At 32.5% G+C, this 23,678-nt stretch carries 27 protein-coding genes and 1 riboswitch; of the genes, 24 read left to right on the top strand and 3 right to left on the bottom strand.

The window, feature by feature from the left end:
* The first annotated feature begins 294 nt into the window (after positions 1-294).
* The 10 genes from I6U51_RS12235 to I6U51_RS12190 all read left to right on the top strand — a co-directional run bounded on the left by I6U51_RS12235 (position 295) and on the right by I6U51_RS12190 (position 9,606).
* A complete protein-coding gene (locus tag I6U51_RS12235) occupies positions 295-2,085 on the top strand; it encodes an aminopeptidase P family N-terminal domain-containing protein (RefSeq protein ID WP_211142886.1) in 1,791 nt (596 codons plus the stop codon).
* Positions 2,086-2,377: 292 nt separating this feature from the next.
* Positions 2,378-3,718 (top strand): MFS transporter, encoded by a 1,341-nt coding sequence (locus I6U51_RS12230; protein WP_211142885.1) that lies wholly within the window; start codon positions 2,378-2,380, stop codon positions 3,716-3,718.
* A 193-nt stretch (positions 3,719-3,911) separates the two neighbouring features.
* Positions 3,912-4,199 (top strand): 30S ribosomal protein S6, encoded by a 288-nt coding sequence (rpsF, locus tag I6U51_RS12225; protein WP_178910583.1) that lies wholly within the window; start codon positions 3,912-3,914, stop codon positions 4,197-4,199.
* Positions 4,200-4,324: 125 nt separating this feature from the next.
* Complete coding sequence (gene rpsR / locus I6U51_RS12220; RefSeq protein WP_178910584.1) at positions 4,325-4,579, top strand: 30S ribosomal protein S18; 255 nt, start codon at positions 4,325-4,327, stop codon at positions 4,577-4,579.
* Positions 4,580-4,770: 191 nt separating this feature from the next.
* On the top strand, positions 4,771-5,187 hold the full coding sequence (locus tag I6U51_RS12215; RefSeq protein WP_211142884.1) for an RrF2 family transcriptional regulator: 417 nt from the start codon (positions 4,771-4,773) through the stop codon (positions 5,185-5,187).
* Between the two features lie 263 nt (positions 5,188-5,450).
* Positions 5,451-6,791, top strand: coding sequence for an MATE family efflux transporter (locus I6U51_RS12210; protein WP_211142883.1), 1,341 nt, complete (start codon positions 5,451-5,453; stop codon positions 6,789-6,791).
* Positions 6,792-6,957: 166 nt separating this feature from the next.
* The gene (locus tag I6U51_RS12205) at positions 6,958-7,587 is read left to right on the top strand and encodes a class I SAM-dependent methyltransferase (protein WP_211142882.1); all 630 of its coding nucleotides are present in this window, start codon (positions 6,958-6,960) and stop codon (positions 7,585-7,587) included.
* 405 nt (positions 7,588-7,992) lie between these two features.
* Positions 7,993-8,205, top strand: a complete 213-nt coding sequence (locus I6U51_RS12200; protein WP_211142881.1) for a hypothetical protein — start codon at positions 7,993-7,995, stop codon at positions 8,203-8,205.
* A 404-nt stretch (positions 8,206-8,609) separates the two neighbouring features.
* Positions 8,610-8,801 carry a DUF1858 domain-containing protein gene (locus I6U51_RS12195; RefSeq protein WP_211142880.1) on the top strand — a complete coding sequence of 64 codons (192 nt, stop codon included), beginning with the start codon at positions 8,610-8,612 and terminating at the stop codon, positions 8,799-8,801.
* 37 nt (positions 8,802-8,838) lie between these two features.
* Positions 8,839-9,606 carry a DODA-type extradiol aromatic ring-opening family dioxygenase gene (locus I6U51_RS12190; RefSeq protein WP_211142879.1) on the top strand — a complete coding sequence of 256 codons (768 nt, stop codon included), beginning with the start codon at positions 8,839-8,841 and terminating at the stop codon, positions 9,604-9,606.
* A 137-nt stretch (positions 9,607-9,743) separates the two neighbouring features.
* Here I6U51_RS12190 and I6U51_RS12185 read toward each other — a convergent pair whose 3' ends face one another.
* A complete protein-coding gene (locus tag I6U51_RS12185) occupies positions 9,744-10,514 on the bottom strand; it encodes a DUF975 family protein (protein ID WP_211142878.1) in 771 nt (256 codons plus the stop codon).
* 497 nt (positions 10,515-11,011) lie between these two features.
* Positions 11,012-11,650, bottom strand: a complete 639-nt coding sequence (locus I6U51_RS12180) for a cupin domain-containing protein (protein WP_211142877.1) — start codon at positions 11,648-11,650, stop codon at positions 11,012-11,014.
* 360 nt (positions 11,651-12,010) lie between these two features.
* Positions 12,011-12,106: riboswitch (guanidine-I (ykkC/yxkD leader) on the top strand.
* A 50-nt stretch (positions 12,107-12,156) separates the two neighbouring features.
* Between I6U51_RS12180 and I6U51_RS12175 the strand changes: the two genes are divergently transcribed.
* The 4 genes from I6U51_RS12175 to I6U51_RS12160 all read left to right on the top strand — a co-directional run bounded on the left by I6U51_RS12175 (position 12,157) and on the right by I6U51_RS12160 (position 16,135).
* Positions 12,157-12,864, top strand: coding sequence for a B3/B4 domain-containing protein (locus I6U51_RS12175; RefSeq protein ID WP_211142876.1), 708 nt, complete (start codon positions 12,157-12,159; stop codon positions 12,862-12,864).
* Between the two features lie 103 nt (positions 12,865-12,967).
* The gene (locus I6U51_RS12170) at positions 12,968-13,657 is read left to right on the top strand and encodes a radical SAM protein (protein WP_211142875.1); all 690 of its coding nucleotides are present in this window, start codon (positions 12,968-12,970) and stop codon (positions 13,655-13,657) included.
* 119 nt (positions 13,658-13,776) lie between these two features.
* Positions 13,777-14,547: an SIS domain-containing protein gene (locus tag I6U51_RS12165; RefSeq protein WP_211142874.1), complete on the top strand. Its 771-nt coding sequence runs from the start codon at positions 13,777-13,779 to the stop codon at positions 14,545-14,547.
* Positions 14,548-14,713: 166 nt separating this feature from the next.
* The gene (locus tag I6U51_RS12160; protein ID WP_211142873.1) at positions 14,714-16,135 is read left to right on the top strand and encodes a 6-phospho-beta-glucosidase; all 1,422 of its coding nucleotides are present in this window, start codon (positions 14,714-14,716) and stop codon (positions 16,133-16,135) included.
* Between the two features lie 146 nt (positions 16,136-16,281).
* On the opposite strand, the gene I6U51_RS12155 is transcribed toward I6U51_RS12160, so the two are convergent.
* Complete coding sequence (locus I6U51_RS12155) at positions 16,282-17,514, bottom strand: agmatine deiminase family protein (protein ID WP_211142872.1); 1,233 nt, start codon at positions 17,512-17,514, stop codon at positions 16,282-16,284.
* A 61-nt stretch (positions 17,515-17,575) separates the two neighbouring features.
* On the opposite strand from I6U51_RS12155, the gene I6U51_RS12150 reads away from it, so the two are divergent.
* The 10 genes from I6U51_RS12150 (at position 17,576) to I6U51_RS12110 (ending at position 23,641) form a co-directional block, all read left to right on the top strand.
* A complete protein-coding gene (locus I6U51_RS12150) occupies positions 17,576-18,421 on the top strand; it encodes a MerR family transcriptional regulator (RefSeq protein ID WP_211142871.1) in 846 nt (281 codons plus the stop codon).
* A 315-nt stretch (positions 18,422-18,736) separates the two neighbouring features.
* On the top strand, positions 18,737-18,961 hold the full coding sequence (locus tag I6U51_RS12145) for a DUF1659 domain-containing protein (RefSeq protein WP_178910605.1): 225 nt from the start codon (positions 18,737-18,739) through the stop codon (positions 18,959-18,961).
* A gap of 170 nt (positions 18,962-19,131) precedes the next feature.
* Positions 19,132-19,350 (top strand): DUF2922 domain-containing protein, encoded by a 219-nt coding sequence (locus I6U51_RS12140; protein WP_211142870.1) that lies wholly within the window; start codon positions 19,132-19,134, stop codon positions 19,348-19,350.
* A 146-nt stretch (positions 19,351-19,496) separates the two neighbouring features.
* Positions 19,497-20,258 (top strand): PHP domain-containing protein, encoded by a 762-nt coding sequence (locus I6U51_RS12135; RefSeq protein ID WP_211142869.1) that lies wholly within the window; start codon positions 19,497-19,499, stop codon positions 20,256-20,258.
* A 145-nt stretch (positions 20,259-20,403) separates the two neighbouring features.
* A complete protein-coding gene (locus I6U51_RS12130; RefSeq protein WP_211142868.1) occupies positions 20,404-20,916 on the top strand; it encodes a DUF3189 family protein in 513 nt (170 codons plus the stop codon).
* 123 nt (positions 20,917-21,039) lie between these two features.
* A complete protein-coding gene (locus tag I6U51_RS25110; protein ID WP_281395966.1) occupies positions 21,040-21,165 on the top strand; it encodes a hypothetical protein in 126 nt (41 codons plus the stop codon).
* The gene (locus I6U51_RS12125) at positions 21,141-21,341 is read left to right on the top strand and encodes a GrpB family protein (RefSeq protein WP_246517305.1); all 201 of its coding nucleotides are present in this window, start codon (positions 21,141-21,143) and stop codon (positions 21,339-21,341) included. The genes I6U51_RS25110 and I6U51_RS12125 overlap by 25 nt, the downstream gene beginning before the upstream one ends.
* 12 nt (positions 21,342-21,353) lie before the next feature.
* Complete coding sequence (locus I6U51_RS12120) at positions 21,354-22,118, top strand: MerR family transcriptional regulator (RefSeq protein WP_211142867.1); 765 nt, start codon at positions 21,354-21,356, stop codon at positions 22,116-22,118.
* 61 nt (positions 22,119-22,179) lie between these two features.
* Positions 22,180-22,911, top strand: a complete 732-nt coding sequence (locus I6U51_RS12115) for an ABC transporter ATP-binding protein (protein ID WP_211142866.1) — start codon at positions 22,180-22,182, stop codon at positions 22,909-22,911.
* Entirely contained in the window at positions 22,898-23,641 is a 744-nt protein-coding gene (locus I6U51_RS12110; protein ID WP_211142865.1) for an ABC transporter permease, read from the top strand. The genes I6U51_RS12115 and I6U51_RS12110 overlap by 14 nt, the downstream gene beginning before the upstream one ends.
* Positions 23,642-23,678: the final 37 nt, after the last annotated feature.

The raw sequence follows: 23,678 nt of genomic DNA, 5'->3' as shown, positions 1-23,678 counted from the left end.
TGCCTTCATATAAGTTGAGATTTCTATATAAGTTAAGTAAATTGGTAGAAGCATTTTATAATAATGAAATGTATAAAGTCAAATAAATTAGAGTAAAATCAATAAAAGTAGATGCATAAATACACATAAATCCTTAAAAAGTTTAAGTAAAATTAACCTGAATTTTCATTTATTTGAAACCTGATGTAAAACTTATTCATTTATAAAAATATTATCCGAAATGATATCCTTTTCATACTTCTTTTGTGATATACTTTTCACTAGAACATATAGCACTGAAAGGAGATTACTATAATGAAAGTAACTGAAAGACTTAAAAAATTAAGAGCCTTGATGGCAGAAAAAAATATTAATATGTATATTGTACCTACTGCTGATTTTCATCAGAGTGAATATGTAGGTGAACATTTTAAAGCTAGAAAGTACATAACAGGTTTTACAGGTTCTGCAGGAACTGCTGTTATTACAATGGATAGTGCAGGGCTTTGGACAGATGGAAGATATTTTCTTCAAGCTGGAAAACAACTAGAAGGAACAACTGTTGAATTATTTAAAATGGGTGAGCCAAAGGTTCCAACTATAGAAGAATATATAGAAAGCACTCTTCCTGAAAAAGGAACACTTGGATTTGATGGCCGTGTTGTTGCTATGGGAAGTGGACAAGTTTATGAAGAAATTGTTCAAAAGAAAAATGGATCTATAAAATATGATTGTGATTTAATTGATGATATATGGGAAGATCGCCCATCACTTTCTGAAAAACCAGCATTTGCCCTTGATGTAAAATATACTGGCGAAACTACAGCTTCAAAATTAAAACGTGTCAGAGAAGCAATGGAAGCTGCAGGTGCAAACGCACATGTAATTACATCTCTAGATGATATAGCATGGCTTCTTAACATTCGTGGAGATGATATTGAATTCTTCCCTCTAATTTTAAGTTATGTAATCGTTACGATGGATGAAGTACATCTTTTCATAAATGAAAATAAACTAAGCACTGAAATAAAAGCAGATCTTATGAAAAATGGTGTAACAGCTTTCCATCCATATAATGATGTATATGAAGAAGTTAAAAAGTTCACAGCAAAAGATACATTATTAGTTGACCCTGTTAGAATGAATTATGCATTATATAACAACATCCCTAAAGATGTTAAAAAAGTAGAAAAAGAAAATCCATGTGTTTTATTTAAAGCCATGAAAAACCCAACTGAAATTGAAAATATTAAAAAAGCTCAAATTAAAGATGGAGTAGCACATGTAAAATTTATATACTGGCTAAAGCAAAATGTAGGCAAAGAAAAAATCACAGAAATCAGCGCAGCCAATAAATTAGAAGAATTACGTATAGAGCAGGGAGGGTTTATCCGTCAAAGCTTTGAGCCAATATGCGCATTTGGTGAGCATGCTGCTATTGTACACTATACTTCTTCTCCTGAAACTGATGTAGAACTTAAAGAGGGATCTTTATTCCTAACAGATACAGGAGCTGGATTCTATGAAGGTTCTACTGACATAACAAGAACTATTGCATTTGGAGAAATACCACAAGTAATGAAGGATCACTTTACTTTGACTGTACAAAGTAATCTTCGTCTTGCTCATGCAAGATTCCTTTATGGATGTAATGGTATGAATTTAGATATACTTGCACGTGCTCCATTCTGGGATAATAACTTAAACTTCAACCATGGAACAGGTCACGGCGTTGGATATTTAATGAATATTCACGAAGCACCAACAGGATTTAGATGGCAGTACCGTGCACATGAAGTTCATCCAATTGAAGAAGGCATGGTGCTTACTGATGAACCAGGAATATATATTGGAGGTTCTCACGGAGTTAGAATTGAAAATGAACTTCTTGCATGCAAAGGCGAGAAAAATGAATATGGTCAATTTATGCATTTTGAAACAATTACTTATGTACCTATGGATTTAGATGCAATAAACCCTGAAATGATGAGTATACAAGAAAAAGCATGGTTAAATGAATATCACAAGACAGTATATGATAAAATTTCACCATATTTAAATGAAGAAGAAAAAGCATGGTTAAAAGAATATACTAGAGAAATCTAATAACTAAAATTAATCGAGTAGTATGGAAATAATTATTTTCCTACTACTCGATATTTATTTTCAAATTAGAATACAAAGCAGCATATCTTATGTTTAAAAGGGAAGGGGCGAAAGCTAAGCAAAATCAACAGTATATTTTGTTTTAGCATAGATAACAATAATAAAGCATTGTAATTGTAGGAATTTGAGTAAGGATGGTAAGAAATTAATATACTCATGTGTTTGCAGGTGAATATACACTATGATATAATTATACAAGCTATAAAATTTATATTATTAGAGGTGAATATTAATGAGTAGTATTTCGAATAGGATTGAAAGATTGCCAGTTACACCAATGCTTTGGAAAGTGTTGCTTTTAACAGGTATTGGCTGGCTATTTGACGCCATGGATCAAGGAATGGTATCTGGTGTTATGGCTGCAATCGGAAAATCGTGGAAGCTTACTCCCGCTGATTTAGGCCTACTCGGCAGTGCTTCAGCGGTAGGAATGGCTATTGGTGCCGCTGTTGCTGGGATGGTGGCTGACAAATGGGGCAGAAGAACAGTTGTTACCTTTACTCTTGTGCTATACGGGGTAGCTAGCGCCCTATCTGGACTTGCCACTAACTTTACCATGTTATTATTTTTTCGATTTTTAACAGGATTAGGTTTGGGTGGAGAGCTGCCAGCAGCATCTACTTTGGTTAGTGAATTCTCACCTGCTAAAGCCCGTGGCAGAATGGTTGTTCTGTTAGAGAGCTTCTGGGCCTGGGGATGGATAGTTGCTGCTTTAATCGCTTACCTTTTAATTCCGGTTTATGGTTGGCGTATTGGATTTTTCTTAGGAGGAATACCGGCACTATATGCAGCTTATCTGAGAAGAAATATTCCAGAGTCTCCTCGATACTTGGAACAAAAAGGGCGTTTCGAAGAAGCAAATGAGATTGTAGCTAAGATGGAACAACAGGCGGGGGTAAGCTATAAAAATATAGCCGTAGTCAATGAGCCTGAAGAGAAGAAGAGTAGTAGTACCACCATTTTTGATCTGTGGTCTCCAGCTTATGCTAGGCGTACCTTTGTGTTATGGATTCTATGGTTAGGTATTAATTTTGGCTATTACGGGTTTGTTTTATGGACTCCGACTCTCCTTGTAGGTAAAGGCTTCAGTTTAGTAAAGGGTTTTGAATTTACATTAATTATGAGCATTGCTCAATTACCTGGATATTACAGTGCAGCTTATCTAATAGAAAAAATTGGTCGTAAATTCGTTTTAGTAGTTTACTTAGCAGGTACCGCCCTATCAGCGTATCTATATGGTCAAGCGGCATCTGTAACTACTGTTCTTATTTTTGGCTGCCTACTTTATTTTTTCAGCCTTGGAGCTTGGGGTGCAGTATATGCTTATACGCCAGAAGTTTATCCTACAAGGGTTAGAGGCAGTGGAGCAGGTTGGGCAGCTGCTGTTGGACGTATTGGTGCAATTGCCGCCCCTTACATCGTTGGGCTGGTATATCAGACTAAGGGCAAACAGGGTGGTTTCACTTATGTCTTTCTTATGCTAACTGTAGTATTTGCATTGGTGGCAATAGTAGTTGCTTTAGCAGGTGTTGAAACTAAAGGTCAAACTCTTGACGAAATCAATGTGGTTTAATTGCAATAGTGAAATATGGACCAGTGGTCTTAAGCACCATGAATAAAACTTGAAAAAGATGTAGAAAAACGGTAAAACAACATATTTTTAAAAAAATATGTTGTTTTATAATCAAATTAGTGGTAAAATATGAACTTGGAGTCCCTGCTGTGAAAAACACAGCCGTTAGTCCAGGGGGAGGAGGTGAAATTTAATGAGAAAGTATGAAACTATATTTATATTACATCCATCATTAGACGAAGAAGCTGTTAAAGCTAACGTTGAAAAATTTAAGGGTGTAATAGAAAATGGTGGAGGAGTAGTAGATAACGTTGATGCGTGGGGTAAGAGAAAGCTTGCTTACGAAATAAACAAAATCGGCGAAGGTCACTACACTCTAATAAACTTTAGCGCTGATCCTGAATTACCAAAAGAGTTAGATAGAGTATTCAGAATTAATGACAGTGTTATAAGACACATAATAGTTAACAATGAAAAATAAAGTTAACGATGATATGTCTGAAGCATTTGAAAAAAACTGAAAGTTTTAATCAAGAAAAATACGAAAAGATATAACTCCAGTAGATGATGGAGATATTCTATTTCAAAAGGTAAGGAGGGAGAAGCATGGCAGAAAGAGAAGGCGGAAGAAGATATTCAGGTAAGATGAGAAGAGCGAAAAGAAAAGTTTGTTCTTTTTGTATGGATAAAGCTGAATTCATAGATTACAAAGATATAAATAAGTTAAGAAAATATGTTACTGAAAAAGGAAAGATTCTTCCAAGAAGAATTTCCGGTACTTGCGCTAAGCATCAAAGATCACTTACAGATGCTATAAAGAGAGCAAGAAACATAGCATTATTACCATTTACAACAGACTAAATCAAAAGCTGAAGAATATATGTTAGATATTCTTCAGCTTTTTATTATATCTGAAATGTAGGTTAGTTTATCAAAAATGAAAGGACACGTCTACTATATAATTTAATATAAATAAGTATTGACAAAAGCAATAATAATCTATATAATTATAGATAAATATAGTCTTTAATACCTTTAAAGGAGGTCTTATTTTGAAATATACAAAAGCCACAAACTACGCACTGCATACTGTTGCGTATATGATTAAACATGGTAAAACTGATAATTTAAATTTACAAACACTAGCAAACCACTTTAATATATCTGCTACCTATCTTTCAAAGATTTTAACACAGTTAGTAAAGGCAGGTTTGGTTCAGTCAACTTCAGGCGTGAATGGTGGTTATGTTTTGAAAAAAAAGATAGAAGACATTTCCTTCATGGATGTGATTAAGGCAACTGAAGGCACTGGGGCATTATTTGAATGCGAATTACATGAGGACGACAATTGCCGTATTCTTAAAGTAATGGAAGAAGCAGAAAATGTGATAGAGACGTTTTTACAGAATAAAAAGATCTATGAAGTAGTCCAATGTACACAACATAATAATCACATAAGTAAAGAATAACCCTATATTCTATTCAGCCATAAACATGGCTTTTTATACTTAAATCATAGATATAAAATACCTATAATAGATATGTTTAAGCATACAAAAACATTGAAGAACTTAAAAAGGTATGTTATTAAGAAGACTTAAAGGAAGTAATTGCTCAACAAATCCACTTAATCACGGGGACTTTTATATCTTAATTACAGATATAAAATACCTGCAATATATATATTGCAAATCTACAAATTACAAACACATTATTCAAGGAGGTATTTATGATGGCAAATAACAATTCCATGAGTATAGAACCTATTGGTAAACTTCTTCTTAAATTTTCAGTGCCAGCAATTGTTGGCATGGTGGTAAACGGACTCTACAACGTGGTGGATCGTTTCTTTATTGGAAAGCTGGGCGCACTAGCTATGACCGGAATCGGTATCAATTTCCCGTTTATGTCACTTATAATGGCTTTTAGTTCACTTGTTGGAGTGGGTGCAGCAGCTACCATTTCCATACGACTGGGTGAAAATCGAAAAAATGATGCCGAGAAAACTTTAGGCAATGCATTTACCTTGCTCACAATAATTATGTTCCTTGTTTCCATCATTGGCCTTAGCTTTAAAACACATTTGCTTTATTTGTTTGGGGCAAGTGACGCCACAATTGGTTACGCATCAGAGTATATAACAATTATTTTGCTGGGAACAGTTTTCCAAGGCATCGGATTAGGCCTCAATAGTATCATCAATGCTGAAGGTAATCCGCGGAAAGCCATGTTTACAATGTTAATCGGAGCAATTATCAATATCATCCTCAATCCTATTTTCGTTTTTATATTGCATATGGGGGTTAGTGGCTCTGCTCTAGCAACAGTTATTTCACAATTTGTTTCATCCATTTGGGTCATCAGCCACTTTATAGGTGGAAAAAGTAATTTAAAACTTCAAGGTGAAAATTTAAAGCTCAATTTGCCCATTATTAAGGGTATTATCAGTATTGGAATGACACCGTTTTTCGCGCAGATTGCTGCAACCATTGAGGCCATCATTTCAAACAATGCACTAAGAACATATGGAGGGGATATATCAATAAGTGCAATGACGGTAATCAACTCAATAATAATCCTTTTATTCATGCCCCTAATGGGTATTACTCAAGGTGCGCAACCAATCATTGGCTTCAACTATGGAGCGAAACAATTTAATAGGGTTAAGGAGACATTAAAAATTGCAATAATCGCCGCAACAACACTGTGTATGATTACATTTATGGTGACACAAATTTCCCCTGGAATCATTATTAAAATATTTAATAATGATCCCCAGTTGATTCAAATTGCCAGTCACGGCATACGCATATTTCTATTGATGACACCAATTATCGGTTTTCAAATAGTGTCTTCAAATTACTTTCAGGCAATCGGCAAAGCAAAAATCTCATTGATTTTAAGTATGCTTAGGCAAGTTATCATACTGATCCCAATGCTACTAATCTTACCAAATTTCTTTGGGTTAGAGGGCATCTGGATGGCTGGTCCAATTGCAGACTTTATTGCATTCGTGATTACTGCTATCTTGTTGTATAAAGAGATGCGCCTCCTCGCAACAACTGAGTTTTAAGTAGATTCTATATGTTTATAAAAATACTATACAAATATAATATAGAAGAACTGGATTGGAGAATCTAATTTATTGAAGGGTAGTCGGATAAACATTACTTGAATTTAACATTAGCGTCAAGCAAGATAACACCTCAATTAAAATAAAACATAGAGGAGAGATAGATATGACAGAATTCTGGGAATCAAGTTTTATAGAAAAACAAACGATGTGGGGATTTGAACCCTCTGACTCAGCAATTCTTACAAAGGACTTTTTTCTTGAAAAGAGTGTTAGGGATATATTGATACCTGGTATTGGATATGGTAGAAACGCAAAGGTTTTTATTGACAACGGAATAAATGTAACAGGTATTGAGATTTCAAAGACAGCTATTGACTTGGCAATACAAAATGGGCTTAATATTAATATTTTTCATGGTTCAGTAGCCGATATGCCTTTTGATAACAAACTTTATGACGGCATATTTTGTTATGCACTAATTCACTTATTGAATAATCGTGAGAGAGATAAGTTTATTAAAGATTGCTATAATCAGTTAAAGCCAAACGGATATATGATTTTTACTACTATTTCAAAAGAAGCCCCAATGTTTGGAAAGGGTAAACAACTGGGTAGAGACTATTTCGAGATAATGGAAGGAGTAAAAATGTTTTTTTACGATTCTGACTCAATAAAGCAAGAATTCGGAAAATATGGACTGATAGAATTTAAGGAAATTGTTGAGCCACATAAGAACTCGGAGAATAAACCTCCATTTAAATTTATAATGATAAAATGCAAAAAAGAGAACTAAAGATAGTTGAATAAAAAAGGTAAAAACTAACAAGAGCGTAATGCTCTTGTTTTTCTTTTATATAAATATCAAAGATAGTAATGCTGTAGCTGACATAGCAGCATTTGAATCTGCTAAAGAATAAAGAATAAATACAGATGAAATGGTAGCCAGATTAGGATCATGGCGAAAAACATATTAGAGAAGAATAAGCGGGAATAAGTTTTATTATTAAAAAGAAAGTTATCGTAAATTTTTATGATAACTTTCTTTTAATTTTTTGGTGTAGGTATCAGGTTAGTGGATTTTCCAACTGTAACCTACAATATATACTATTTGTAAAAGATATTTTTGAAAATAAGTTATAAAATAATATAATTTGTTGAATCATAATTCTATAAATAGAATAGAAAGGTGGTTTACTACATGGAAGGAAGCCTAATAAAACCTGAGGAATTAGTAGATGTCCTTGAAGAAGATGGTGAACTAAGTATCTACAATGGGGCAAAAGAGTTGTTTATTCAAACTGTAGATGACAAAGAGGGATATTCCTATGTAAGCAGTACAAATGAGGAATTTGGCAGTAGCAGAGAAGCTGTAGAATGGGCAATTAATGAGATCCACAAAAGTATTATGTAAAAATTAATTAAAGAGTAAGGTCCAACAGCCTAACAGGGCTGTTTTTTTCTTGGATTTTAATAGCAATAGTACTAAAAGAATACTGGGATAATTATTTACTAACCAGTAGAAAAGAAGATTTATATTTTTTACTTGCATTGGCTTTGACGCAAGCTAGAAAAAACTCTTGACTAATTGAAGTGAATGTGTAATAATTAATTTAAAGTTACTTACTAAATGTAAGTTGGTTAAGTAATTAATCGAAATAAAGATTATTAATAAAATAAATTAATTGAATGAAGTTAGTATTTGTAAGTTAGTGAAATAAATACTAAAAAATCTACAATGTTCACAAATACATGCACCTTAAGAAAAATTGTTTTGACATAAATAAAAATTATATTTTATAGAGGAGTGTATGAATAATGATAGTTAACGGAAAAACATTAATAAAAGATATCGTGAAAATAGGACCTAAGGCAGTAGAAATATTAATGAGCTTTGGCATGGGATGTATTGGATGCCCTGCATCTCAAAACGAGAGCATAGAACAAGCAGCTGCAGTTCACGGAATTAATTTAGAAGACTTACTTCAAAGTTTAAATAGTATTCAATAAGATTGTTCACTAATTTATTATAAAAGGATGTGAGACAATGATACCATCAATATTTATTTGTCATGGTGGACCAAACTTGGTATTTGAAAAGAATGATTATACAAAATTCCTAAAAGAATTAGGTAGACGATATACACCTAAAGGCATAGTAATATTTACTGCCCATTGGGAAAGTGATACTTTAGCTATATCCTTTAGAGATGATACCTATGAAATGATTTATGATTTTGGAGGTTTTCAAAAGGAACTTTATTCTTTTAAATATCCAGCTAAAGGATCGATTGAAATTGCTTCAAGCCTCCAAACAAAACTTGAAAGTCACGGCATTACAACAAAAAAAGATGAAAGTAGAGGATTAGATCACGGTGCATGGGTGGTGTTACATCTCATGTATCCTGAAGCTAATATACCTGTGGTTCAGGTTTCTGTTAATCTAAAGCTTTCAATTGAAGAGCAGTATAAAATAGGGCAATCAATTCAGGAGCTAGGCAAGGAAGATATATTGGTAATTGGAAGCGGAGCAACTGTACACAATCTTGCAACAATCGATTGGGAGGCCAATGATACTAAAGCATGGGCTATGGAATTTGATAGCTGGCTTATTGATAAAGTGGAAAAAAAGGACTTAGATTCTTTAATGGCTTTTGAAAACTTAGCTCCATATGCTAAATTGGCTATACCTAGAAATGAGCATTTAGTTCCTCTATTTATTAACATGGGTAGTGGACAGAATAAGGTGAGTCCTAAATTATTACATCGCAGTTATGATTATGGAACATTAAGTTATATTTGCTTAGAGTTTTAAATATATCTATTTTTTAGGAGTCATAGCTTGTAAAGAACAATATAATAGGGGTGTTTCAAAACTAACTATTTAGTTTTGAAACATCCCTATTTTTAGAACATTTATTTTGTTTTGCAATTATTAGAATTTAACTATCATTAGTACATACCATTATCATCGTCTGAGGTTTGCTGTGTTAACAATAGATCTTTATAGCTACACAAGTTATTTTCTAAAGCATCTTTTCTTAATACTAAATATAGTTCAGCGTTTGTAGCATTCTCATAAGGCATTACAAACAATACGCCTACCAATAGAGCTATTGCACCTAATAGGTACCAACCAATAAATGATAAATCTAATACGAACATATCAAATTTATGTCCTTTAGTCATCTCATTACTTAGAGCAATGGCTTCTTGAGCTCCAATGTTTGGATTGTCTGCAAGAATATAAGGTACCATTCTATAGGCATAGGACTTAATTATACCAGGTATGATTAATAGTAGAGTCCAAAGGAAAATAAAAACATTTGTTAATAACATTGTCTTCACTATTCCCATATAGTTTTGTTTATTAAATCCAAAACTAAAGCACTTTTTATTATCTCTATATTGAGCGGACTGGACGAAATATTTTCTTCCACCTACTTCTAAGCAATATCCAATAAAAATACGAAGAATTAATATTACTATAAGTGCAATTAATATAATTAATACAATTGATGTAAATTTCCAGTTTGCAAAGACATTATTATAGGTATCTGAATAAACAGAGTCTCTTGAGTTTCTAGAGTGAGAACCACCTCCGCCGCCCCAACCATTAGTACCTCCTGCCAAGGCAATAACTATACTAACCCAAAATGCGGTCCAATAGGTTTTTCTTAAAATCGCTTTAGCTTTGTCTTTTAATTCTTTTCTAGTCCACATATATATCTCTCCTAATTTAAATTATTAATTTATTTGCTTTTGCAAAACTCACAATGTATGAAAAGTAATGCGTTAAGTTATTGCTATGAATATATAATAAGTTATTTCATACTATATATCAAGTTAATTAAATACATATATTTATCTCTATTGATTGATTTTACCTTTTAGCTGCATATAGTCTCTATACTGCATGCAATTGCTTGTTTTTTCTCATGATTTCAAAGTTAGGAGTACGGAAAAAATTGAAATAAATCGAGGCATGTCTACTTTTATGTAAACTAATGAGAAGTGCATTGGGATTGAGAAATGTGATTTTGCGAGAATAGTGGATTTAAGCGCTGAATAACTACACTGTCTATATTTCATAAAGTTGTATACATGAAGAGGAGAATTTACAAAAGCTCCTTTAACCAGGTGAACCTTTGAGGCCCACCTGGCGGCATTAGAGTAAACTTCTAAATTGGAGAATTCTCATTTTCTAGTTCCTTTTAATATTAGCGACTGTGTTCCTTTTCAGCAGCTTCCGCATCTGCTTTAGTTTTATGAACTGTACCACTTGGATGCTGAGGTGGTGCATAAATAGAATAGAGTTTAAGTGGTTTACGACCTGTATTGATTATATTGTGCCATGTGCCAGCAGGTATCATGATTGCAAAGTCATCAGAGACTTTCCTTTGAAAGTTTAGTCTATCTTTTCTATTGCCCATTTTAACAATTCCTTGGCCTTCCTCAACACGTAAGAATTGATCAACCTTTGGATGCATTTCTAATCCTATATTTTCTCCGGGACTAATGCTCATCAAGGTAACTTGCAAATTTTTTCCTGTCCAGAGAGCTGTACGAAAGGTATCGTTCTGCTTAGTAACCTGATTAATGTTAACTACAAAGGGTTCTGGGCCATAATCCTTCAATTCAACTGGATCAGCTATCCTATCTGAATTTGAAGAATCACATCTGGAAGCATACTCTACTTCATCAGTAAAAGGAACAGAGTCATCGCTAAACTGTTCAAAAAAATCTGGGTTATCCATTGGCTCGTTAAAATAGTAAGGACAAGGATAATCTCTATACATATTGTCTAAGTTAAACATTGGTGTACTAAAGAAATATGGACATCGATACATATTATACATCCTTTAACATACTTACAACACTATTATATGTTTTAGGTTTAAAAAATGTTCTTTAACTCACATAGGTGTTACGCTTGGGTAAGAACATGTTTATCCGATGACTTACCCGCTCTAATACTCCCATCGCACTCTGTGAAAGTGATTCGCATCAAATCAAAGATNNAGCTTCAGATGGAGGTTAAATGCCTAAATGGCATTTAACGGGCAGAATTGCCTAGTGGTCGCAGACAAACTCCATCTGAAGCCAAGAATTCTGTTTATAACTACCGGGGAGCTGCAAAGCGTATAGTTGACTAAACCTTAGTATTATGCTAAAATTAGTCCATAATTTTGAACTTATAAATCATAATTTAATTATATATTTAAGTTTTCTAGGGTTCCGCAGTTTGTAACTGGCTGGTCCGAGAGAAAACTCACAGTTGACTGTGTACACGGAAGGATAAAAGCCTGGGAGATATTTAATAATATTTCTATGGCTTTTTTTATTGTTGAGGAGGTATATTTAAATGAAAAAATTTGTTACTGAAGATGACTTTTGGAGCCTATTTCCCAATGCAAGGATTGGAGTTGTTATTTGTAACGGCATAAATAACTCTATAAAAGATGAAGAACAATATAAGGAAATGATTTCAAAAGCAGAAAAAGAAGCTTTAAACCATCTGCATAATGCAGAATTCAGTAGTAACGAAGTTATAAAAGTATGGAGAGAGGCGTTTCAAAAATTTAAAATAAAGAAAGGTGCAAGGTCATCAATTGAAGCATTACTAAAGCGAGTGCATAATGGAAACCATTTAGGAACTATTAATCCTCTAGTTGATATTTACAACTCTATTTCATTAAGATATGGATTGCCCTGCGGTGGAGAGGATATCGATACATTTGTAGGGGATATAAGATTGACTAAAGCAGTTGGAAATGAAAATTTTGTTACATTAGGAACGGATGAAAATGCACCACCATATGAAGGCGAAATAGTATATAAAGATAATGAAGGAGCAATTTGCAGGTCCTTTAATTGGCGCGAATCAGTAAGAACAATGCTCACTGAAAATACAAGGAATGCTTTTTTGTGTATTGAATTAATTGATGAAAGAAGATTAAAAGAGTTTGAGAATGCTTTAAAAGATTTAGCAAAAACAGTACAGGATAACTTAGGTGGAACATGTAAGTTTTCAATTCTTGATATTAACAATAAAGAAGTATTAATAAAGTAATTTGAGGAGGTTAAAGGTCTAAATGACCTTTAACGGGCAACCTGCGAGCGGGAGCGAGCAAGATTAGGTTGCCCAGTGTTTCGATTGAAAGGAGAAAAAGGTGATGGGTGGTTTCAGTTATAAAGATATTTATATTGAAGATGGAAGAAGGGTACTGGAAGTTAACATACTTCCAGAAAAGCATTGTAACTTTGACTGCATATTTTGTCCTATTGGAAGGTCGCAAAATAAGGTAGATACCCAAAAGTCATTTGATAAAATAGATAGTTCATTGATTGAACTAGAAAGCATGATAGAAAATACAAAAGCAGAATTAATCTTTATTAACTCAAAAGGAGAAGCCTTAGTAAATGATAAAATTGGTGATATTATTGATTTAATTAAAGACAAAGGTTTACCTGTAAGGCTGCTTTCTAATGGATATTTACTAGGTAGAGATGAATATATAAAAATTGCTAATAAATGTGATGAGGTTATTGGAGAAATAAAAGCAATAACAGAAGAAGATTTTCAAAAAATCCAAAGACCAATTAAAGGGTATACGTTAGCAGAATATATTTCAAACATGGTTTCCTTTAATAAACAATACAAAGGGAAATTCATATTTGAAATTACTATCATTAAGGGATATAACGATGATGAAGAATCAGTTCAGAAGATAAAAAATATTATTAAGGAAATATCTCCAGGCAAGATAATTGTTGCAAGAATGGACGATGAACCATTTAAGAAAAAACTTGGTATAACTGATGAAAGATTTGAGGAAATTACAAATGCATTACTAAATATTTAGTAATGCAAATACATAATATTTTTACTTGTTCATTAAGCTCTGAATAAGCATTTTCAAATGATAGAAACTTGTTTTTTAACATTTTATATTTTATAATGTTGGGAAGGTGGTGATACTCTGTGGGTTTATTTTCTAACCAAGTTTTAAGTCAATTTAGTGATTTAGATTATGAGGTTTATAATTTTATATTAAAAAATAGTGAAAAAATTGCCTATATGACTATTAGAGAAGTAGCTAATGAAGCTCATGTTTCAACTACTACTATCACTAGATTTTGCAGGAAATTGAATTGTGATGGATTTTCTGAATTCAAAGTGAGATATAAGCTGGAATTAGACAAGAGTAGTAATCGCCCCAAAAAGCATGATTCTTCAATAGTCCAGGATTTTTTACAAAGAGCAAATACTGAAGACTTTCAAAATCAGCTTGATAAAATCGCAAATGTTATAGCGTCAAAGAAACATGTTATTTTTTTAGGTGTAGGTAATTCAGGAATAATCGCTGATTATGCTAGCCGATATTTCTGTAATGTTGGAATTTTTTCTACAGGAGTCAACTATCCAATGTTTCCAATAAATCTAGAAGTACCAAATGAAACTATAATAATTACCTTATCTGTTGAGGGTGAGGTTGAGGTTCTGGTTCAAAATTCTGAGATATTGAAAAGAAGTAAGGCAACTGTAGTGTCTATAACTAACAGCAAGAATAGCACCTTAGCAAAAATGTCAGATTATAATATTTCATATTATATACAAAGGGAGTTAGCCTATGAGAATTCATGGGGGAAAGTAGATATAACTTCACAAATTCCAGCAGTGTATATAATTGAAGCTTTAGCTAAGTTAACCATATTAAAAAAGCAAAGTATGAAAACACCTTCAGAGTGTTAAAAACCCTCCTTAAAAAATTAAGGGGGGCTTTTGTTGTCCAAAAAACACTTTGTTTTTTAGGTGGAACATGTAACTAAACAGTCCTCTTTGTGACTATAAGCGCTATAAATATTCTAAGGATTAATAGTTTGAATTATAATATGGTCATGGAAAGGTAGTGATGAATATGAAAAAGAATTTGAAAATAGTAACTATTGGCGGTGGATCAAGTTATACACCAGAATTAATAGAAGGTTTTATAAAAAGAAAAGATGAATTACCAATCAAAGAATTATGGTTAGTAGATATTGAAGCTGGAAGAGAAAAACTAGAGATTGTTGGTGATCTAGCAAAGAGAATGGTTAAAGCAGCAGGACTAGCTTGGGAGATTCACTTAACATTAGATCGTCGTAAAGCACTAAAGGATGCAAATTTTGTTTCTACTCAACTTCGAGTAGGTTTATTAGATGCTCGTATTAAGGATGAGAGAATTCCTTTATCCCATGGAATAATTGGACAAGAAACCAATGGTGCAGGAGGAATGTTTAAAGCATTTCGTACAATTCCTGTAATATTAGATATTGTGGAAGATATGAAGGAACTTTGTCCAGATGCATGGTTAGTTAATTTCACCAATCCATCTGGAATGGTAACAGAAGCAGTTATTCGTTATGGTCATTGGGATAAAGTAGTAGGCTTATGTAATATACCTATTATGTGTAGTAAAATTGCAGCAGGAGCTTTAAAAGAAAAAGAGGAAGATTTATTCTTCCGTTTCGGAGGATTAAACCATTTTCATTGGCATCGTGTATGGGATAAAACAGGAGTAGAAAAAACAAAAGATGTAATTGAAGCTGCATATACATCACCTGAGGGATTGGTGAAGGCTTTAGAAGGAGTTAAGAGTCCAATAAATCCAAACAATAATCCTGATGAAGATGGTGAGCAAAAAGCTGGAGTTCAAAATATCCCTAATATTGGATTTTTACCAGAACAAGTTCGCAATTTAGGAATTATACCATGCATGTATCATAGGTATTACTATATTACAGATGATATGTTAAAAGAAGAGCTAGAAGCCTTTGAGAAAGGTGAAACTAGAGCAGAGGTAGTAAAACGTACAGAAGCAGAATTATTCGAACTTTACAAAGATCCTAACTTAAGCATAAAGCCACCACAACTTGCAAAACGTGGAGGAGCTTACTATTCTGATGCAGCATGTGAGTTAATTACTTCCATATATAATGATAAGCGCAGCCATATGGTAGTAAGTACGAAAAATAACGGTGCTATTTCAGACCTGCCAGATGACGTAGTTGTTGAGGTAAGTTCTCTTATTACTTCTAATGGTCCAGTTCCACTTTCATGGGGATCCTTTGACTCCTCAAGTAGAGGATTGTTACAGCATATGAAAGACATGGAGTTAACCACCATTAAAGCTGCGGTAACAGGAGATTATAGTACTGCGTTACAAGCATTTACAATTAACCCACTTGTTCCAAGCGGGAAAATCGCACAAACAATTTTAGATGAAATGTTAGTTGCACACAAAGAATATTTGCCTCAATTTAAAGAAAGAATAGAATTTTTAGAGGGCAAGAATAATTAATTTGTATTCCTTTGCAAATAATTAGACCACTTAAGAAATTAAGTGGTCTTTAAAATAACACTTAGTGTTTTTAAGTTATCTAAGGCTTAGTTTGAGGACTTACCTTACAAAAGTAAGCCCTGTTTTATTTATTCTTATATACCATTTTATATTGCTGAAGGAACATTTCTTGTATGACAGTGAATTCCTCCACCGTATAAATTAAGAGCCAATGGATTAACTTGAACAATTTTATGATTTGGAAAAGCAGACTTCAAAATTGCTAAAGCTTCTTCATCTTTTTCTTTAATTAACTTTAACATTCCTTCTTCATAGTATTTTTGAGCAACAACTACATTATTTACGATTAAGAAGTTACAATAACTTATTGCAGGCAATACATTTATAACATCTTCTGGGAACGATGTTCCATCTAAAAATAATCCATTCATTTCTTCTTTTGCTTCATGCCAATGCCCATAAGCATCATCATCTGGATTTATATTAATATATATTGGCTCAGGAACAGGCATTTTAAGTATTTTAAAAGGTTGACCATCAAAGTTTTTAGCTGACTTAACAGCTTTATAGGCTTTATCTAATCTTTCTTTATTTAATGAATGAAGCTTACTATCACGAGCTTCCTCATCAGAAATATATGCTATTAAAATTGTATCTTCACTAACAAACCTACAAATTTCATCAATATGACCGTTAGCAGATGCGGCACGATAAGAGCTAATTAAGCCATCAGCGGATGGTATTGGTCCATTATATGAGTAATCATCATCATAAGAACATTGAGGAAGCCAAATTATTTGGTCCAAGTTAAATGCTTCTTTTAAATCTTTTTCTACCTGAGCAAGAGATTTATTAGAGTTACGCTTATCTACCTCAGTTTCTCTTATAGCCATCATAATACCCTTACCATTAAATTCATGATCTCCACCTTCACTAATTAAGTCACAATATCTTGTATTTTCTATTCCAACACTTTCAGCGTGGAATTTACTAAAACCATATAGAAGTTTAGAAAGTTCATCATCTTCTTTATAATATCCATACATATCAAAACGAAAATCAACTCTAGCACGATTTCCTTTGTCGCTTATCATTACCTCTGCTCCAAAATCGCGAGGATATACTATACGTGAGGGGAATATTAAAAACTCGATTAAGCTGGTATCAACACCTTCACTATCTAACACACTCTTAGCGCGTTTTTGTACATCATTGTCAAAGCAACAAATAATTACTTTTACTTCATCTATTATGGCTTGAACTACTTGAGTGCTTACAACATCATTATTTAGAGTTTTAGTTGCATAAGCACTTCTAGGCCATATAATCATTACAGACTCTTGTTTTTCAAATTCTCCAACTGTTCTATATTTTTCCATATTAACATCTCCTTTATATTTCTATTATTGCAATTTATTTAGTTAAGATGCATTATAAAGTATGGAGTTGGTCAATAGTCAAGAAGGAGGGATTTTTATTAGAAAAAATTTAAAAACATTTACAACAGGTGAATTTGCCAAGAGATTTGGAGTAAAAAAAGATACGCTATTTTATTATGATAAAATAGGTCTATTTAAACCTGCAGGTGTAAATGATAATGGGTACCGATATTATACAATACCACAACTTGATATTTTCTGGATAATTCAATCTTTAAGAGAACTTAACTTTCCCTTAAAATCATTAGAATATTACCTTGAATCACCATCACCCAATAAGTTAATTGATTTATCAAAAAATCAACTTAATAAAGTTGATGAAGAAATTGAAAAATTAATACAAATTCGCCATCTTCTTAATACGATTATTACTAAATCAGAGGAAGCATTAAATGCACCATTAAATGAAATTGTATTAGAAAAGCTTGAAGAAGAATTTATTTTAGAAAGTGATAAAGATCTTTTAGAAAGTGACATAAGTACTGAAGAATGGTCAGATCACTATGATGAGTTTCTTAAGAAAACAGATTTAAAGGGACCCGCATATATTGGCTCTATTATTGCTAAAAATGATTTGATTTCAGGTAGATTTGATAAAATTGATAGATTATTTTTTAATACAGCTAATCCATCTACTACAATAAAGGAATCTGGATTATATGCAATAACTTACTATAAGGGTTGTTATGAACTAATACCAGACTTTTATAAGGAATTTATTGATAAGGTTAAGAAACAGGGTCTTACTATTTGTTCAGATGCATATGAGGAATATTTAATAAATGTATTAGCTACACAAGATAGTATTGATTTTATAACAAAAATCAGTGTTAAAGTTACAAAATAAAAAGACTATGTTTTACAACAATATATACAATAAAAAATAGCCTTAGGCAATTAAAGTTAATGTCTAAGGCTAGAAACCTCACTTATTTGTGATACCCTTCAACTTAACTAATTCTAAATATATTTAAAATATATGATTATGCCGCAATCTTCTTGTATTGTAAATAAATATGGATTTAAAAGATGTTAACAATTATATAATTATGTAAACTTAGCATAAAGTAAACTAATTAAAAAATATATTAAATAATTTAAGCTTGCAACTACCTACATTTCCTCAAGCTGTATATATATTAAGTGAAAGGGGTTGATAAGTATGGCTGCAACAGCAACAAAACTGCAGACTACACTAGTAATTAAATATAAGGATGGTGTAGATGCCAAGGGAAAAGAGATAATAAAATCACAGAGGTTTTCAAAGGTGAAAACCACAGCAACAGAGCAGGACATATATGATGTGTCTGTAGAGGTTGGTAAGCTTCTTGGAAAAACTTTAGATGAAGTTATAAGAGAAGATCAAAGCGGAATAATGAACGCTTAATCAGAGGACAGAGGACAATTGACAATGGACAATTAAGGATGCTTTTTATCCTGAGGACATAAAAAGCTTATAAATTATATTTTTTAGATTTTTCAACGTAAGGAGAAAAATCAACCATCATTGTCCTCTGTCAACTGTCAATTGTCAATTAAAAAAAGGGGGATATGTATATGAGTAAAACATTAGTTATGAACTTTTTAAATGAGTCCGGTAAAAAGACTGCCATAAGGGTTAACAATGTAAAGGAAGATGTTACTGAAGCAGAAGTAAAGGCTGCTATGGATGTAATACTCGCTAAAAACATATTTGCAACTACTGGTGGGGACTTAAAAGCTAAGGACTCAGCACAGGTTGATGATAAAAACAGCACTGAATTAGCAGTTAAATAAATCTAATGCAGCTTAAAAAAAGTGGATACAAGAATCATTTGATTCTTGTATCCACTTTTTTGTTAAAATTTCCTAATAGCTTTAGAATATAATATGGTGAGAATTATCCAGTAATATGGGCAAAATAAAACTGTGGAGGGGATAAAATGAGTTTTAAGATTATTGCAGACTATCATACTCATACTAATATTGCGAAGGGTCATATTCCCTTATTTAATATTATTTTGGGAGAGCATGCAAAAGGGAGTATTGAATCAAATGTTAAAGCTGGAATAAAAAAAGGATTAAAAGAAATTGCCATAACAGATCATGGTTATAAACATATTGCCTTCGGGATGAAGCTAAATCAATATAAAAATTTACGTGAAGTAATTGATGATTTTAATAAGAGTTCATTATTGAAGGAGAATGACTTTAAGATTCTTCTCGGTGTAGAGTGTAATATCGTTACTAAAAAAGGGGATATAGATATTAAAGATGAAATAATTGATTACTTGGACATAATTTGTGTGGGTTATCATCCTGGAGCGTTACAAAGTCCATTTTTATTAAGGAATTATACAGAAGCTGCAATTAATGCTATTAAAAAATATGAAATTGCAATATTAAATCATCCATTAGAATACGTTAATCCAGATATTATTGAAATTGGGAAGGTTGCTGCTCTAAGAAATACTGCCTTGGAAGTTAATAGAAGTCATAGGAATATGGATATTGAAACAATAAAAAAGTTAAAGAATATGGGTGTTAAATTTTCATTGGGAAGTGATGCACACAAATCTGAGGATGTAGGGGATTTTGGTAAAGCATATAATATTGCAGTTGAGGCAGGCCTTACAGATGATGATATTGTTAATGCTGATGGAGGTGCACATAAGTTAATGAAATTATTAAGAGATCAGGTTTAACATATTATATTTATTTTATGTAGAAAGGATTGTAGAAACATTGAAGACCTTGGAGAAAAGGTGTTCATAGGATGTTTAATATTAATTTTTAATGCATATACTACAATAATTAAAATAAAGCAAAAAAAGAAATTAGGTGATTAAAATGATATACATATATAATTGTTATGGAGGAACTCACTCATCTATTCTAGCAATTGCTTATCACTTAAAAATGCTGGATGAAACTCGAGAACCAACTAAGGATGAAATATTGAACTTACCTAACTTTAATAAGTTAGTATATGGAAATCGTGGAGAACTTTTTTACTATGGAAGTGATGAAGATGGAAATAAAGTCTATGTTGTAGGCAGGGGACGTTCAAAGGTTTTGATTCCAGGATTATACAATTTAGCTTCTATGCTTCATAAACAAAATATATTAAATGAGAAAATTATATTTTCCAATACGTCGCCAACTGTTCCATTACCAATGACCTTTGGTGGATTATTTTCTAGATGGTTAAAAATAGATTTTATAGGAGTGCCCTTGCTTGTAAAGGGAGCAAAACAATCATACAAGGACGTTATAAAACTTGTAAATAACACAAAGAAAGCAGCAAAGGAAGATAAGTCAGGGGTTATTATTTTAGATAATAAGGAATTTAAGAAAAAATGATTTTTAATTTTATAGGGGTTATATCAACTTTGAAATGATAAAATTTGTAAATGTATATTTTAATATTGAAAACTCTTACCTTAGCAATATGGGTAGGAGTATTTTTATTTTGAGGAGCTTGTAATGATGATAGACGTAAGCTATTTAAGGGAGCATGGAAAAGTAAAATCCTTACCAAAGGAAGGAGAATCCTCTGATGATGTGGGTTCTTCAAGAATATTCTTTTGGATGTCTTTGGTGATTCAATAATTGACATACAGCACTTTGCCTCTACTGCAATTAGAGAGATGAGTGCAAAACCAATAATCGATATTATGATTATTGTTGAGGATATAAACATAAATCTTATAACAGATTCATACACTCCATACCTTATACACTATAACACCAGACTTAAAACCTGCGTTATGATAGAATTAAATTGAGGTGAGAATGCAATGGAAAATAAATATAAGACAGCACAGGTAGCAAAATTAATAGGGATACATCCTAATACAGTACGATTGTATGAGAAACTAGGATTGATATCTAAACCTCAAAGATTATCCAATGGATATCGAGTTTTTTCAGATTTTCATATTGCACAATTTAAGCTGGCGAGGATAGCACTTAAAGTTGAAGTACTGCAAAGTGGTCTTAGAAAAAATATGATTAATATTATTAAATTATCTGCCAAAGGTGAATTTCAAAAGGCAATCGTATGTACTAATAACTATATAAATCAGGTTAAAATAGAGCAAAAAAATGCAGAAGAAGCTATTGAAATTACAAAAAAATTGCTTTCTGGTATACAGGAGAAAGAAAATAATGTATCTTTAACAAGAAAACAAACTGCAGATTATCTGGAAGTCACAATAGATACGTTGAGAAATTGGGAAATGAATGGATTACTTTCTATAAAAAGAAAACAGAATGGATATCGGGTATACACTAAAAATGATATTCAATTATTAAAGATAATACGTACTTTACGTTGTGCTAATTATTCCCTTTCGGCAATTTTACGCATGATAAGTGCAATATCAAATAACTCAGAAATCAATATACGAGAAGTCATTAATACACCCAAATCTGATGAGAATATTGTAGCAGTCTGTGATAAACTACTCACTTCACTAAGTAGCGCAGAGTTAAATGCAAATTGCATTTTAAGGCAGCTAAAAGCCATGCAAGAAAAATTTAATATGAACCCTACAGTTTAACACCAGACTTTGTTTTGGTGTTATTCTCTTTTATGTATTAAGAAATAGGAGGTTTATAAACATGGAAACAATTAAAATTCATGGCTTATGCAAATCATACGGAAATACACAAGCTGTAAATAATGTTAGTATATCAGTTAAACCTGGCGAAGTTTTCGGATTGCTTGGTGCTAATGGAGCGGGGAAAAGCACGACTATTGAATGTGTTTTAGGTACAAAGAAATTTGATAGCGGGTCAATTTCGATTTTAGGAATGAACCCACAAACAGAGAGAAGGGAATTATTTGAGCGAGTTGGAGTCCAATTTCAAGAATCAAATTATCAAGATAAACTAACAGTAGCAGAACTTTGTGAAGTTACACAATCCCTTTACAAACAGCCGTCAGATTATGCAGAGTTGTTAAAACAATTTGGTCTTTTGGATAAATGTAAAAGCCAAGTGAGTGAGCTTTCAGGAGGACAAAAGCAGCGCTTATTTATTATACTTGCTTTAATTCCTAATCCGGAAGTTGTATTTTTAGATGAACTGACAACAGGGCTTGATGCTAGAGCGAGGAGAGAAGTATGGAAAGGACTTTTGAATTTAAAGAAGAAAGGACTTACTATCTTTTTAACTTCACATTTTATGGATGAAGTAGAAATATTATGTGATAGGATTTGCATTCTTAAAAAAGGAGAAAATATTTTCTATGGAACTGTGCAAGAAGCAATTGCAGGAAGTCCATATGAAAAGTTTGAAGAAGCTTATTTATGGTATACAGATGAGGAGGAAGTTGATAATGAGAGCATTTAGAACAATCTTAAAAACAGAGATGAAATTGTCCTTGCGTGGGATGGATATGTTCATTTTTGCAATTTGTATGCCGATAGCTGTAACAATCATTCTTGGTATTATCTATGGAAACAAATCAGCCTTTGATAGTGCAGGATATACATTTTTAGAACAATCATTTGGAGCTATTACTACAATTGCAATATGTGCAGGAGGCGTGATGGGATTACCACTAGTGGTGTCCGACTATCGGCATAAAAAAATTCTGAAGAGGTTTAAGGTAACACCTATAAGTCCTGTTATAATTTTAGCGGTACAGTTAGTAATTTATGCATTCTATTCTATTAGTTCGCTCATACTTGTTTATGCCACAGCAGCAATTTTCTTTGGTTTTCGATTCAGCGGTTCGTGGCTTCAGTTTTTGGGTTCCTATTTACTGGTGATGGCATCCATGTTTAGCATAGGTATCATGGTAGGAGGTATTGCTCCAAATCTAAAGACAGCAAGTATTGTAGCAAGCATATTATATTTTCCTATGTTGATTTTTTCAGGAGCAACCCTGCCATATGAGATTATGCCGACATTGCTTCAAAAATATTCCGATATATTACCCTTAACACAAGGAATAAAGCTTTTAAAGGCGACTTCCCTTGGTTTGACGATAGATGGAGTGATGATGCCTATCATTATAATGATTGCTCTTGGAGTCATATGTACTGGTGTAGCTTTTAGATTTTTTAAATGGGAATAATACCAATTCTCAAAACCGATGTGAGGTTTGACTCAAT

This window comes from Clostridium aciditolerans, from assembly GCF_016316925.1.
Lineage (GTDB): Bacteria > Bacillota > Clostridia > Clostridiales > Clostridiaceae > Clostridium_AM > Clostridium_AM aciditolerans.
The sequence above is the reverse complement of the archived record's forward strand: the minus strand, read 5'-3'. Positions and strand labels throughout refer to the sequence as shown.

Excerpts from the sequence above, each read along its gene's own strand:
- I6U51_RS12135 (WP_211142869.1), top strand. The coding sequence starts at position 19,497 with ATGAGTTTTAAGATTATTGCAGACTATCATACTCATACTAATATTGCG.
- I6U51_RS12155 (WP_211142872.1), bottom strand. The coding sequence starts at position 17,514 with ATGGAAAAATATAGAACAGTTGGAGAATTTGAAAAACAAGAGTCTGTA.
- I6U51_RS12170 (WP_211142875.1), top strand. The coding sequence starts at position 12,968 with ATGGGTGGTTTCAGTTATAAAGATATTTATATTGAAGATGGAAGAAGG.
- I6U51_RS12190 (WP_211142879.1), top strand. The coding sequence starts at position 8,839 with ATGATACCATCAATATTTATTTGTCATGGTGGACCAAACTTGGTATTT.
- I6U51_RS12195 (WP_211142880.1), top strand. The coding sequence starts at position 8,610 with ATGATAGTTAACGGAAAAACATTAATAAAAGATATCGTGAAAATAGGA.
- I6U51_RS12150 (WP_211142871.1), top strand. The coding sequence starts at position 17,576 with ATGGAGTTGGTCAATAGTCAAGAAGGAGGGATTTTTATTAGAAAAAAT.
- I6U51_RS12140 (WP_211142870.1), top strand. The coding sequence starts at position 19,132 with ATGAGTAAAACATTAGTTATGAACTTTTTAAATGAGTCCGGTAAAAAG.
- I6U51_RS12175 (WP_211142876.1), top strand. The coding sequence starts at position 12,157 with ATGAAAAAATTTGTTACTGAAGATGACTTTTGGAGCCTATTTCCCAAT.
- I6U51_RS12180 (WP_211142877.1), bottom strand. The coding sequence starts at position 11,650 with ATGTATAATATGTATCGATGTCCATATTTCTTTAGTACACCAATGTTT.
- I6U51_RS12115 (WP_211142866.1), top strand. The coding sequence starts at position 22,180 with ATGGAAACAATTAAAATTCATGGCTTATGCAAATCATACGGAAATACA.
- I6U51_RS12200 (WP_211142881.1), top strand. The coding sequence starts at position 7,993 with ATGGAAGGAAGCCTAATAAAACCTGAGGAATTAGTAGATGTCCTTGAA.
- rpsR (WP_178910584.1), top strand. The coding sequence starts at position 4,325 with ATGGCAGAAAGAGAAGGCGGAAGAAGATATTCAGGTAAGATGAGAAGA.
- I6U51_RS25110 (WP_281395966.1), top strand. The coding sequence starts at position 21,040 with ATGATGATAGACGTAAGCTATTTAAGGGAGCATGGAAAAGTAAAATCC.
- I6U51_RS12235 (WP_211142886.1), top strand. The coding sequence starts at position 295 with ATGAAAGTAACTGAAAGACTTAAAAAATTAAGAGCCTTGATGGCAGAA.
- I6U51_RS12130 (WP_211142868.1), top strand. The coding sequence starts at position 20,404 with ATGATATACATATATAATTGTTATGGAGGAACTCACTCATCTATTCTA.
- I6U51_RS12185 (WP_211142878.1), bottom strand. The coding sequence starts at position 10,514 with ATGTGGACTAGAAAAGAATTAAAAGACAAAGCTAAAGCGATTTTAAGA.
- I6U51_RS12160 (WP_211142873.1), top strand. The coding sequence starts at position 14,714 with ATGAAAAAGAATTTGAAAATAGTAACTATTGGCGGTGGATCAAGTTAT.
- I6U51_RS12230 (WP_211142885.1), top strand. The coding sequence starts at position 2,378 with ATGAGTAGTATTTCGAATAGGATTGAAAGATTGCCAGTTACACCAATG.
- I6U51_RS12120 (WP_211142867.1), top strand. The coding sequence starts at position 21,354 with ATGGAAAATAAATATAAGACAGCACAGGTAGCAAAATTAATAGGGATA.
- I6U51_RS12210 (WP_211142883.1), top strand. The coding sequence starts at position 5,451 with ATGGCAAATAACAATTCCATGAGTATAGAACCTATTGGTAAACTTCTT.
- I6U51_RS12145 (WP_178910605.1), top strand. The coding sequence starts at position 18,737 with ATGGCTGCAACAGCAACAAAACTGCAGACTACACTAGTAATTAAATAT.
- rpsF (WP_178910583.1), top strand. The coding sequence starts at position 3,912 with ATGAGAAAGTATGAAACTATATTTATATTACATCCATCATTAGACGAA.
- I6U51_RS12205 (WP_211142882.1), top strand. The coding sequence starts at position 6,958 with ATGACAGAATTCTGGGAATCAAGTTTTATAGAAAAACAAACGATGTGG.
- I6U51_RS12110 (WP_211142865.1), top strand. The coding sequence starts at position 22,898 with ATGAGAGCATTTAGAACAATCTTAAAAACAGAGATGAAATTGTCCTTG.